The organism is Arthrobacter sp. MPF02 (genome assembly GCF_046605375.1).
Classification (GTDB): Bacteria; Actinomycetota; Actinomycetes; order Actinomycetales; family Micrococcaceae; genus Arthrobacter.
Genome location: NZ_CP176772.1, coordinates 635,003 through 645,837 on the forward strand (window position 1 = coordinate 635,003; position 10,835 = coordinate 645,837).

13 protein-coding genes are annotated in these 10,835 nt (G+C 65.4%); 10 read left to right on the forward strand and 3 right to left on the reverse strand.

Translation table 11 applies throughout. The features are described from left to right. The first annotated feature begins 165 nt into the window (after positions 1–165). Genes ACLH0K_RS03035 through ACLH0K_RS03055 form a run of 5 tightly spaced genes read left to right on the forward strand, consistent with a single transcriptional unit; the run spans position 166 to position 2,444 of the window. A complete protein-coding gene (locus tag ACLH0K_RS03035) occupies positions 166–618 on the forward strand; it encodes an Asp23/Gls24 family envelope stress response protein (RefSeq protein WP_411375397.1) in 453 nt (150 codons plus the stop codon). After that, on the forward strand, positions 615–806 hold the full coding sequence (locus ACLH0K_RS03040) for a hypothetical protein (RefSeq protein WP_411375398.1): 192 nt from the start codon (positions 615–617) through the stop codon (positions 804–806). Before ACLH0K_RS03035 ends, ACLH0K_RS03040 begins: the two co-directional genes overlap by 4 nt. Then, positions 803–1,183 (forward strand): hypothetical protein, encoded by a 381-nt coding sequence (locus ACLH0K_RS03045; protein WP_411375399.1) that lies wholly within the window; start codon positions 803–805, stop codon positions 1,181–1,183. The genes ACLH0K_RS03040 and ACLH0K_RS03045 overlap by 4 nt, the downstream gene beginning before the upstream one ends. Further along, entirely contained in the window at positions 1,180–1,836 is a 657-nt protein-coding gene (locus tag ACLH0K_RS03050) for a hypothetical protein (protein ID WP_411375400.1), read from the forward strand. Before ACLH0K_RS03045 ends, ACLH0K_RS03050 begins: the two co-directional genes overlap by 4 nt. Beyond that, positions 1,833–2,444, forward strand: a complete 612-nt coding sequence (locus ACLH0K_RS03055; protein ID WP_411375401.1) for a hypothetical protein — start codon at positions 1,833–1,835, stop codon at positions 2,442–2,444. Before ACLH0K_RS03050 ends, ACLH0K_RS03055 begins: the two co-directional genes overlap by 4 nt. Positions 2,445–2,448: 4 nt before the next feature. On the opposite strand, the gene ACLH0K_RS03060 is transcribed toward ACLH0K_RS03055, so the two are convergent. Continuing rightward, positions 2,449–4,248 (reverse strand): glycoside hydrolase family 13 protein, encoded by a 1,800-nt coding sequence (locus ACLH0K_RS03060; protein WP_411375402.1) that lies wholly within the window; start codon positions 4,246–4,248, stop codon positions 2,449–2,451. Positions 4,249–4,387: 139 nt separating this feature from the next. Between ACLH0K_RS03060 and ACLH0K_RS03065 the strand changes: the two genes are divergently transcribed. The 5 genes from ACLH0K_RS03065 (at position 4,388) to ACLH0K_RS03085 (ending at position 9,037) form a co-directional block, all read left to right on the forward strand. Further along, positions 4,388–5,677: an ABC transporter substrate-binding protein gene (locus ACLH0K_RS03065; protein ID WP_411375403.1), complete on the forward strand. Its 1,290-nt coding sequence runs from the start codon at positions 4,388–4,390 to the stop codon at positions 5,675–5,677. Between the two features lie 3 nt (positions 5,678–5,680). Then, positions 5,681–6,715 carry a carbohydrate ABC transporter permease gene (locus ACLH0K_RS03070; RefSeq protein ID WP_411375404.1) on the forward strand — a complete coding sequence of 345 codons (1,035 nt, stop codon included), beginning with the start codon at positions 5,681–5,683 and terminating at the stop codon, positions 6,713–6,715. Continuing rightward, complete coding sequence (locus ACLH0K_RS03075) at positions 6,712–7,608, forward strand: carbohydrate ABC transporter permease (protein ID WP_411375405.1); 897 nt, start codon at positions 6,712–6,714, stop codon at positions 7,606–7,608. The genes ACLH0K_RS03070 and ACLH0K_RS03075 overlap by 4 nt, the downstream gene beginning before the upstream one ends. Continuing rightward, on the forward strand, positions 7,605–7,853 hold the full coding sequence (locus ACLH0K_RS03080) for a hypothetical protein (protein WP_411375406.1): 249 nt from the start codon (positions 7,605–7,607) through the stop codon (positions 7,851–7,853). The genes ACLH0K_RS03075 and ACLH0K_RS03080 overlap by 4 nt, the downstream gene beginning before the upstream one ends. Before the next feature lie 122 nt (positions 7,854–7,975). Then, a complete protein-coding gene (locus ACLH0K_RS03085; RefSeq protein ID WP_411375407.1) occupies positions 7,976–9,037 on the forward strand; it encodes a LacI family DNA-binding transcriptional regulator in 1,062 nt (353 codons plus the stop codon). A 39-nt stretch (positions 9,038–9,076) separates the two neighbouring features. Here the strand turns inward: ACLH0K_RS03085 and ACLH0K_RS03090 are convergent, their stop codons facing one another. Next, positions 9,077–9,961 carry a hypothetical protein gene (locus ACLH0K_RS03090; RefSeq protein ID WP_411375408.1) on the reverse strand — a complete coding sequence of 295 codons (885 nt, stop codon included), beginning with the start codon at positions 9,959–9,961 and terminating at the stop codon, positions 9,077–9,079. Positions 9,962–9,995: 34 nt separating this feature from the next. Next, positions 9,996–10,802, reverse strand: coding sequence for an exodeoxyribonuclease III (locus ACLH0K_RS03095; protein WP_411375409.1), 807 nt, complete (start codon positions 10,800–10,802; stop codon positions 9,996–9,998). Positions 10,803–10,835: the final 33 nt, after the last annotated feature.

Genomic DNA, 10,835 nt, shown 5'->3' on the forward strand with positions numbered 1-10,835 from the left:
ACGCGGTTCCTGCCGTCATGCCGGTTGAGGCCGGCAGCTCCGCCCGGGCGGGGGTGTCCTTGGGGGACGCCCCCGCCCGGGCCCCTTTAACCACAACGCCTCCCGCCACCAGCACATCCGGGCATGCTGGGGATAGGGTTGGATCAACAGAAGGGGGAGTGCCTGATGGAATACCAGAACCCGCAACCCGGGCAGGGCGTCCATGGCGCCGCAGCGCCTGTTCCCGGTTTGGGCCGCACCGTAATCTCCGAGACAGCCGTGGCCAAGGTGGCAGGGATAGCGGCCCGCGCAGTGCCGGGTGTCTACTCCCTTGGCTCGGGTCCGTCACGGGCGCTTGGCGCCATCCGCGACGCAGTGGGCAGCAGCGCAGACCACGCGGCGGGCGTCCATGCCGAGGTAGGCGAAACCCAGGTGGCAGTGGACATCAACCTCGTGGCCAGCTACGGAACGCCCCTCCATGCCCTCGCCAACCAGGTGAGGGCGGCTGTCTACCGGGCGGTGGAGGAACTGGTGGGACTGCAGGTCATCGAAGTAAATGTCGAAGTCACCGACGTCTATGTGCCTCCTCCCGTAAAACCATCCCCCGCAGGCACCACCGAACGGGAGGCGCTGCTGTGAACCTCACTGTCGCAGGTGCCGTGATGGGCGCCTTTGTGGCTTTTATGTCCCTCCAGTTCGGCCTGTGGGGTTTCCTGGTGTCCCTGCTCTTCATGGCCATAGGTGCGCTCCTGGGCCGCGCCGCCGAGGGCAAGCTGGACCTCCGCGGGGTCCTCGACGCCATCATCGGCCGGCGTTCCTCATCATGAGCATGCCCGCCCCGACCGTGCGGGGGCAGGCATTCAGCGGCCACAACCGCATCAGCACGCAGGCGTTGACCAGCCTGGCCAAGGCTGCCGCGGCCTCTGCCCTGGGCGTCGACGCCCAGGATGTGAGGGCAATTTGGACGGACGACGACGGCCTGCTGGCCTTGTCCCTCGTCACGCCCATCAGCATCCCGCCGCTGAGGGCGGTGGCCCGGGACCCAGGACAGGTTCAGGCTTTCGGAGGTTCCATCTGGGAACGCAGCGTCCAGGCAAAAGCCCGCATTCTGGAGATTGTCACGGAACTCAGCGGTGCCCGCCTCAGCCGCGTGGACATCAGGATCAGCGGCGCCAGTATTCGTGAAGGAGGCCGGGTCCAGTGAGCAGCAGCGTGGACGCCGGGACCAAACAGTCCCGCAGCAGGCAGAACCGCCGCAGCAGCGGCCAGGGCCCGGACATGCGCCGGGTGCTGCATCGGGAGACTCACTCGTCACGTGCGGCCGTGGCCGTGGTCGCCGCGGTCCTGGTCATAGTGCTGGCCACGTACGGCCTCCTTGAAGCAGCGGTACATGCCATCGGCCAGCCCGCGTGGCTGATCGAACCGCAGGTGGCAGCGCAACGGCTTGTGGAACTCCCCGCCGGAATGTCACCGCTGCTTCTGGCCGCCATCGGCGGCGTCGTAGCCATGGCCGGCCTGGTTTTCCTCCTCAACGGCATCCTGCCGGGGCGGCGTGCCCGCCACCTCCTTCCGGGAGCGGGGCTGACCGCTGCAAGTCCGGCCGTCGTCGTAGACGACGAAGTCATTGCTTCCTCCCTTGCCCGCCGTGCCCGGCTTGCAGCCAACGTGACCCCCGAGCAGGTCATGGTGGTGGTCTCCCAGCGGCAGGTACTGGTGAACGTCCGGCCCACGTCCGGAGTCCCGGTGGACGAAGGAACGGTCCTGGCCGCCATTGAAGACGAGCTCGGGCAAATGGCACTGGAGCCGGCGCCCTCAGCACGTATCAACGTGACGGCGGCAGGAGTGGTGGGCGCATGAACAGCACCCCAAGCCTCCTCAACCGCATCCTGGTCACGCTGCTGGGGCTGGTGCTGCTGGCTGCCGGTCTCCTGCTCATCCTCCTGGCAACCGCGCCGGCGGTCGCAAGCTGGTGGCAATCCTGGTCCCCGGGAGTATGGGCCGGGATCAACCAGGCCTTTAACGCCACCAGGTTCCCTGGACGGGGCGAAAGCTGGCTCTGGATCCTGGTGGCGCTGGCCCTGTTGCTGCTGATCGGGCTCATGGTGGCCTGGATCGCCCAGCAGGGCAAGGGCCGGAACAACCTGCTGGCCGCCGAGTACGACCCCGGCGAGGTACCCGGTGATGTCCACATTGGCGGGGGAGTGGCGGAGCAGGCCGTGAAGCACGCACTTGCCGGGCGCCCGGATCTGGCCGGGGCAAGCGTCACCACGTACAGCGTCAATGGCTCGCCCGCCTTGAAGGTGCGGCTCCTGCCGCGGCAGGGGGTGGCACCGCACCTGCTGGCGGCCGAGGTTTCCGGACTGCTGTCCGCCCTTGAAGCGGTGGTTGGCAGGGAAACCCCGGTGCTCATCCACATCGCTGCCGGAGCGCGGACGCGCTTCGGCAGGGCCGAGCGCGTCCGCTGACACCTCATTTCCGGCGCAGGTAAACGGCCGAATCCACCGGAACTTCGCGTGCAGATGCCAGCTCCGCGGCGGGAACGGGGCCGCTGGCCAGCGCCACTGCGTACCCTTCCGGAACCGGTGCGGACGCGAAGCCCATGTTGGCAACAACCAGGACGTCCCCGTTGTGGAATGCCAGCAGCCCGCTCTCCGGCGCGTTGATCTCCGCCCACTCCAGGCTGCCACGGCCCAACTTCTGTTCGGCGCGGAAAGCGAGGGCAGCACGGTACAGCTCGAGGGTGGATCCCTCCTCGCCGTCCTGAACGTCGGCGGCGAGGGAACCGAAGCTTTCGGGCTGGGGAAGCCACGGCTGTGCGTTCCCGTTGCCCGCACTCCCGAACCCATAGCCTGGCAGCTCCGCGGCCCAGGGCAGCGGAACACGGCAACCGTCGCGTCCTGTTTCGGCGCCCTGCGTGCGGAAGAAGGAGGGGTCCTGGCGGGCGTCAGCCGGAAGCGTCGTGTGCTCCGGCAAACCGAGTTCTTCGCCCTGGTACAGGTACGCTGAGCCGGGCAGCGCCAATGACACGAGGGTGGCAGCGCGGGCGCGTGCCAGTCCCAGTGCTGCGTCCGGCTGTTCATCGTCCGCGGCAATGCCTTTCGGGAACATGGTGGGATCGGAGAGACCGAACCGGGTGGTATGCCGGACGGTGTCATGGTTGCTCAGCACCCATGTGCAGGGCGCGCCCACGGAGGCCGCCGCTGCCAGTGAGGCGTCGATGGCCTCCGCCATGCGCTCGGCGTTCCACCCCGCCAGCAGGAAGTCGAAGTTGAAGGCCTGCTGCATCTCGTCGGGCCGGACATAGCGGGCCAACCGTTCTGCCGGTTCCACCCACGCCTCGGCCACCATCATCCTGTCGCTGCCGTATTCGGCCAGGACACGGTGCCAGTCACGGTAGATATCGTGGACGCCGTCCTGGTCGAAAAAGGGCGACGGCGGATAGACCGGCGATACCGCACGGTGCGGTTCCTCCGCGTCGGTATGGGCGCCCGGGGCGTCACCGGGCGGGGCGGGCTCCCTTGGCACGGCCGACGCACCTTCCACCATGGCTGCTGCGCCCTCCCAATCGGGAAGGCCCTTTTCCTTGACCATGCCGTGCGCCACGTCCACCCGGAAACCGTCCACGCCCCGGTCCAGCCAGAAACGGAGTACGGAGCGCATCTCTTCATGGACCTCGGGGTTTTCCCAGTTGAGGTCGGGCTGCTTGGTGTCGAACAGGTGGAGGTACCACTCGCCCGGTGAACCGTCCGCCTCCGTCACCCGGCTCCAGGCAGGACCGCCGAAGATCGACTTCCAGTTGTTGGGCGGCCTGGTGCCGTCGCCGGAGCCGGGAACCGAGTCCTTGCCGGGCCGGAAGATGTACCTGTCGCGGGCGCGCGAGCCCGGTTCCGCCGCCAGCGCTTCCTGGAACCACACATGTTCGTCCGAGGTGTGGTTGGGCACGAGGTCCACGATCACCTTCAGCCCCCGGCGGTGAGCATCCAGCAACATCGCGTCGAAGTCCGCCAGGGACCCAAAGAGCGGGTCCACCTGGCGGTAGTCCGCAACGTCGTACCCGCCGTCGGCCTGGGGCGATTTGTAGAACGGCGACAACCAGATCGCGTCCACGCCCAACTTTTCAAGATAGGGCAAGCGGTCCATAACGCCCCGGAGATCGCCCATCCCGTCGCCGTTCCCGTCAGCAAAGGAACGCGGGTAGATCTGGTACACGACGGCATCGGCCCACCATTGAGGAGGCTGGCCGGAAACCGGAACGGTCTGCTTGGACATTTGGTTCCCCTCAGATAACTTTTTGATGTAAACGCTTGCACCGAACGCAGCAACCTTACTAGTGTGACAGTCACCACATCAACCTCACTAGCAAGCGCACTGTCGACTTACTTGTTACTCAGCGAGGAGCTTCAAGCTAATGAAAACCCCTAAATTCCTATTTCCGGCAGCCACTGCCGGCATCCTGGCCCTGACGCTGACCGCCTGTGGCGGCGGCGGAGGCGGCGGGACCACAGGCGGCGGGAGCGACGCCGAGGCGAACCTCGATAACCGGGGTCCCATTACGTATGTCCAGGGCAAGGACAACAACAATGTGGTGCGTCCGCTGATTGAGAAGTGGAACGCCGAGCACCCGGACGAGAAGGTCACGTTCAAGGAGCAGACCGACCAGGCCGACCAGCAGCACGATGACCTGGTCCAGCGCTTCCAGGCCAAGAGCACCGACTATGACGTGGTGAGTGTTGACGTGGTCTGGACGGCGGAATTCGCCGCAAAGGGCTGGCTGCAGCCGCTCAAGGACAAGATGGCCATCGACACCAACGGCATGCTCGAGGCGCCCGTCGAGTCGGCCTCCTACAAGGGCACCCTGTACGCCGCCCCCAAGGATTCGGACGGCGGTATCCTGTACTACCGCAAGGACCTGGTCCCCGAGCCGCCCAAGACATGGGACGAAATGATGGGGATGTGCTCCATCGCCAAGGAAAACAACATCGGCTGCTATGCAGGACAGTTCAAGCAGTATGAAGGCCTTACCGTGAACGCTTCGGAAGCGATCAACTCCGCCGGTGGTTCCGTCCTGGATGACGAGGGCAAGCCGAGCCTGACCACTCCGGAGGCCGAGGAGGGCCTGAATAACCTGGTGGAGGCCTTCGCGAACGGCAACATCCCCGCCGAAGCCATCACTTACCAGGAAGAGGAAAGCCGCCGCGCGTTCCAGGAAGGCAAGCTGCTGTTCCACCGCAACTGGCCCTACATCTACAGCCTGATCAGCACCGAAGGTTCCTCGCAGGTGAAGGACAAGTTTGGCATGGCGCCCCTGCCCGGCAAGGACGGACCCGGTGCTTCATCCCTCGGCGGCCACAGTGCGGCCATCAGCGTCTACTCCAAGAACAAGGCGACAGCCCTGGACTTCATCAAGTTCCTCACCAATGAGGAACAGCAGAAGTTCTTCGCAAACCAGGCTTCCCTGGCCCCCGTCCTAAGCTCCCTGTACGAGGACCAGGAACTGGTAGGCAAGCTGCCGTACCTCACCGTGCTGCAGGAGTCGATCGCCAACGCAGTTCCGCGTCCTGTCACTCCGTTCTACCCGGCCGTCACCCAGGCCATCCAGGAGAATTCGTACGCGGCGCTGAAGGGCGAGAAGAGCGCCAAGCAGGCCCTTGAAGACATGCAAAAGTCCATCGAGTCGGCCGGCGCAGGATCGCAGTAGGCGATGGCTACCGAATTGGGCCCGACGCCGGTCAAGCCGGCGTCGGGCGCCCCCGCCGTTCATCACGGCCCCAAGGGCGTAGGTGAAGACAACCGGATCCTGAGCCAGGGCAAGTGGGCTTCCTGGCTGCTGGCTCCAACCATCATCGCCTTGGGCGTCGTGATCGTTTACCCGATCATCAGCGCCATCATTATGTCCTTCCAAAAGGACGCCGGGCTGGACCCGGCAACGGGCCTGTTCACTGCAGGCGGGCCCGCGGGTATCCAGAACTACGTCAACTGGCTGGGCCAGCAGTGCGCAGCTCCCGGTGGCGGCACGGTCGCCTGCCCGCCCGGCACCCTGGGCGGCCAGTTCTGGTCGGCAACCGGAACAACCTTCCTGTTCACCGTCATCACAGTGGCCCTGGAAACCGTCCTCGGTTTCTGGATGGCCCTGATCATGGCACGCAGCTTCAAAGGCCGCGGCCTGGTCCGCGCAGCTGTGCTGGTTCCGTGGGCCATCCCCACCGCAGTCACGGCCCAGCTGTGGCTCTTCATGTTCGACTTCAACGGCATCATCAACAAGGTGTTTAGCGCGTCCATCCTGTGGACCGGCAGCGAATGGCCGGCCAAGTGGGCGGTCATCATCGCCGACACCTGGAAGACCACGCCGTTCATGGCGCTGCTGATCCTTGCCGGCCTGCAGATGATTCCTGCCGAGGTCTACGAGGCGTCCAAGGTGGACGGCGCCAGCGCCTGGCAGCGGTTCCGCCTGATCACACTGCCGCTGGTAAAGCCGGCACTCATGGTGGCCATCCTGTTCCGTACGCTCGACGCACTGAGGATGTTCGATCTTCCGTACATCCTCACCGGCGGCGCGAACAACACCACCACCCTGTCCATCCTGGTCATCAACCAGATCCGGCAAGGCTTCAATTCAGCCGCCGCGCTGTCCACCATCACGTTCCTCATCATTTTCCTGGTCGCGTTCATCTTTGTCCGCTTCCTTGGGGCAAACGTGGTGGAACAGAGCGGGGCAACCGGTAAGGGGAAGAAATGACAACTGCAACTGCTTCCTCCAGCGTTGGTGCCGAACAGGGCACTGCAAGCAGGGCATCGCAGAGCCGGGAAAGGTGGGCAAGCGTCCGCACGTACATCAGTGCGGCCGTCATCCTGATCTGGTGCCTGGCCCCGGCGTACTGGATGGTGGTGACCGCGTTCCGCGAGGTGGGCTTCACCTACGACACCACCCCGTGGCCAACCCACGTGACCCTGGACAACTTCCTCACCGCGTTCGATACCTCGTTCGGCAACCGGTTCGGCCAGGCACTGCTGAACAGCATTATTATTGGCGTCACGGTCACGGTGATCTCGCTGATCATCGGTGTTTTCGCGGCCTATGCCCTGGCCCGGCTGAACTTCCGGTTCAAGTACCTGGTGCTGGGCTTCATCCTGGGCGCTTCCATGTTCCCGGGCGTTGCCCTCATCACGCCGCTGTTCCAGCTGTTCACCAACATCGGCTGGATGGGAACCTACCAGGCGCTGATCATCCCGAACATCTCGTTCGTGCTGCCGCTGACCGTCTACACCCTGACGTCCTTCTTCCGCGAGATGCCGTGGGAGCTGGAAGAGTCTGCCCGCGTGGACGGCTGCACCCAGGGGCAGGCGTTCCGGAAGGTCATCATGCCGCTTGCCGCCCCGGCGATCTTCACTACGGCAATCCTGGCGTTCATCTCCTCGTGGAACGAGTTCCTGATCGCCAGCCAGCTGTCCAACGAGGCCACCCAGCCGGTCACGGTTGCGATCGCCAGCTTCGCGGGTGCACAACCCAACCAGATCCCGTACACCGCCATCATGGCCGCGGGCACCATCGTCACCATTCCGCTGGTGATCCTGGTGCTCGTCTTCCAGCGCAAGATTGTGGCCGGCCTGACAGCCGGTGCAGTCAAGTGACGGGCGATGCTTCCCGCTCCCGGAACCCGGGGGCGGGAAGCGACCGCCGGCGGGTCCGGTCCGGCGAGGACTTTGACATCATCATCGGGTTCCTCGGCTTTTGGGCCCTGGTCCTCCTGGTGGTCACTGTCTGGATGGAAGTGACAGCACAGCCTGCCCTTGGTTGGGCCCTTGGCCTGCTGGCAACGCTCCTTGCCCTGTACGGCATGGTGCGGCTGCGCCGGAAACTCCCGGACCGCAGGTAACAGTGCAGGGCGGTCCTGTCGCAGTTAACACTGCACTGCCGCGGAGTGCGAAAATACGAAGCGCCCGGGGGGCTACGAGGGGCAAGCAGCCTTACGCTGCAAGGAGTAATTGAGGGGACGCCGTGGCACGCACAACAGAAAGATCTCAACGGGGCGGCCACAACGGAGTCAGCATCGAGGACGTGGCTGCGGCTGCGGGTGTATCCACTGCCACCGTGTCCCGCGCAGTCCGGGGACTGCCCCGGGTATCGCCGGCCACGCGGGAAAAGATCCTTGAGGTGGCAGGGAACCTCGGCTACGTGGCCTCCTCTTCGGCGTCCGGCCTGGCAACGGGCCGCACCAAAACCATCGGAGTACTGGCCCCGTTCGTTAGCCGGTGGTTCTTCTCCAAAGCCATCGAGGGGGCCGACCGCGAGCTTCATGCACGGCAGTACAACCTTTCCCTCTTCAACCTGGGCGGCCATGGCAGCCACCGGGAACGGCTTTTCAGCAAGACCATGGTCTACAAGCAGATCGATGCCCTGCTTGTCCTGTGTATGGCACTGACCCACGAAGAACTGGACCACCTGCAGAAGATCGACATCCCGCTGGTGGTGGTGGGCGGCCACGTGGAGGAATGCGCCTACATCGGCATCGATGACTACGCCGCCGCCTCAACGGCGGTCCGGCACCTGATCGACCTGGGCCACCGGGACATCGCACTGCTGCACGGCGACGACGAGACGGACCTGAACTTCGATGTTCCCCGGGTCCGGATCCTCGCCTTCAAGGACGTGATGGCGGCGGCAGGCCTTCCCACCCCGCCGGAGTGGGACGAATGGGGCGACTTCACCGTCCGCAGCGGGCAGGAAGCCTTCCGCCGGCTCTGGTCCAAGCCCGGTCCCAAGCCGTCCGCCATCTTCTGCGCATCGGATGAGATGGCCATGGGCGTCATCTTCGAGGCGGCCCGGATCGGTGTCCGCGTCCCGGAGGACCTCTCGGTGGTGGGGATTGACAACCATGATTTTGCCGGCGCCATGGGTCTCACCACCGTCGGCCAGCGGCCTGACGAGCAGGCGGAGCTCGCCACCAAGATGCTCCTGGACGAACTGGACGGCGTGGCCGGATCGGTGCAGTCAGCAGTTGCACCCCACGAGCTCATTGTGCGCCGAACCACGGCGCCGCCCATGAACCAACGCCCCTGAGTCAGGGCGTTTCCCGGTCACGCAGGGAGCAGGCCCGGTTCAGGACGCGCGGGCCAGCTGCCGGATGGGAATCCAGCGGGACGCGAGCCGCCGGTAGGCAGCTGCGGCGCCGGTCATGTCCCCTTCCGCCAGGCACTCGATGCCCAGCCGAATGTCCATGGGCGAATCGTCCGGGTAGACCTTGTCTGCCACGGCCCCGTAGTCCAGCTCCACCATGGATTCCATATGGAACTGCTCAAGCCACTCCGTGAGCTGGGCAAGATCGTCCAGCATGTCGAGGTCGGGAGCGGCCAGGGCCAGGTTGGCCACGGCGTAGCGGGCGCGTTCCAGTGCCTCGGTGATGGGCGCCCACACTCGGACGGTGAGGATCCGGCCGGCGGCTTCCACAACGTCCTTGTGGTCCGACTCCATGAACAGGGAGAACCAACTGAACGGGATGCCCCAGGTGGAGGCGCGGGTGTGCACGCGGATGGAACCGTCCCGGGCCTTGACCTGGTCGATCCGCTCCTGGTGCTTGTCCCGCTGTTCCTCAGGGATCAGCAGCTCCGCGAGCGGACCGTGGATCCCTTCCATCAGCGCGTTGGCGGCCAGCCCGGCCCGGAGGACCAACTGGCTGGGACAGTAGAGGAGCACCGGCTCTGCGTCAGCGCCGCCGTCGGACGCACCGTCCTGCGCGGCAGGGGCAGTAGTGACGCGGACCAGGTCGGTGCGCCCGGTGGGGAAGGGATCGCCGCCCGAACGGGTGATGCGCCCCAAGGAGGCCAGCAGTTCGGCGTTCTCGACGGCGGCGCGCGAGGCGGTGCGCGCGCCGGCCGCCTGGATGGCCGGGCGCTGTTCCTCCGGGAATGCCTCCAGCGGTTCGTAGACGCGGAGGGTGGAAGAAAACGGCAGGCCCGCCTGGCCCCGGTAGAGGTTTCCCGTCATTACGGTCTCCTTTGCTGGGTCCAGGTGGCTGCCATTAGTCTGCCAGTTCCACCAGCACGGGGGCGTGGTCCGAGGCGCCTTTGCCCTTCCGTTCCTCGCGGTCGATGGACGCGCCGGTCACCCGGCTGGCCAAAGCAGGGGAGGCAAGGACGAAGTCAATCCGCATGCCTTCGCGCTTGGGGAAACGCAGCTGCGTGTAGTCCCAGTAGGTGTACACACCGGGCCCGGGAGTGTAGGGGCGGACAACATCGGTGTAACCGGCGGATTCGAACGCGTGGAACGCGGCGCGTTCAGGCGGGCTGACGTGGGTGTACCGGTTGTTGACGAAGAGGTCGATGTCCCAGACATCCTCATCGAAGGGCGCGATGTTCCAGTCACCCATCAGCGCCACCTGTGCCTGCGGGTTCTCGGCGACGAGTCCCTGCGCGTGCGTCTTGAGGCTCTCCAGCCACTTCAGCTTGTAGGGCATGTGCTCGTCGTCCAGGGAGCGGCCGTTGGGTACGTAGAGGCTCCAGATGCGGATCCCGGCACAGGTCGCAGCCATCGCGCGGGCTTCCTGCACAGGGTCCTTGCCGGCCTTGCCGAAGGAGGGCTGGTCCAGGAAGGTGCGCTCCACATCTTCAAGCCCCACGCGGGAAGCGATGGCCACACCGTTCCACTGGTTCACACCGAAGTGGGCCACCTCGTAGCCCATGCGCTCAAAGAGCTCCCACGGAAAGTTGTCGTCCTTGCACTTGGTCTCCTGGATGGCCAGGACATCGCAGTCGCTGCGCTGAAGCCAGGCTTCGACGCGGTCTGCGCGGGCGCGGAGCGAATTTACATTCCAGGTAGCAATCTTCACAGTTCCTAACTTACCGTGACGGCCGCGCCGGGG

Excerpts from the sequence above, each read along its gene's own strand:
- ACLH0K_RS03035 (WP_411375397.1), top strand. The coding sequence starts at position 166 with ATGGAATACCAGAACCCGCAACCCGGGCAGGGCGTCCATGGCGCCGCA.
- ACLH0K_RS03045 (WP_411375399.1), top strand. The coding sequence starts at position 803 with ATGAGCATGCCCGCCCCGACCGTGCGGGGGCAGGCATTCAGCGGCCAC.
- ACLH0K_RS03055 (WP_411375401.1), top strand. The coding sequence starts at position 1,833 with ATGAACAGCACCCCAAGCCTCCTCAACCGCATCCTGGTCACGCTGCTG.
- ACLH0K_RS03060 (WP_411375402.1), bottom strand. The coding sequence starts at position 4,248 with ATGTCCAAGCAGACCGTTCCGGTTTCCGGCCAGCCTCCTCAATGGTGG.
- ACLH0K_RS03065 (WP_411375403.1), top strand. The coding sequence starts at position 4,388 with ATGAAAACCCCTAAATTCCTATTTCCGGCAGCCACTGCCGGCATCCTG.
- ACLH0K_RS03070 (WP_411375404.1), top strand. The coding sequence starts at position 5,681 with ATGGCTACCGAATTGGGCCCGACGCCGGTCAAGCCGGCGTCGGGCGCC.
- ACLH0K_RS03075 (WP_411375405.1), top strand. The coding sequence starts at position 6,712 with ATGACAACTGCAACTGCTTCCTCCAGCGTTGGTGCCGAACAGGGCACT.
- ACLH0K_RS03090 (WP_411375408.1), bottom strand. The coding sequence starts at position 9,961 with ATGACGGGAAACCTCTACCGGGGCCAGGCGGGCCTGCCGTTTTCTTCC.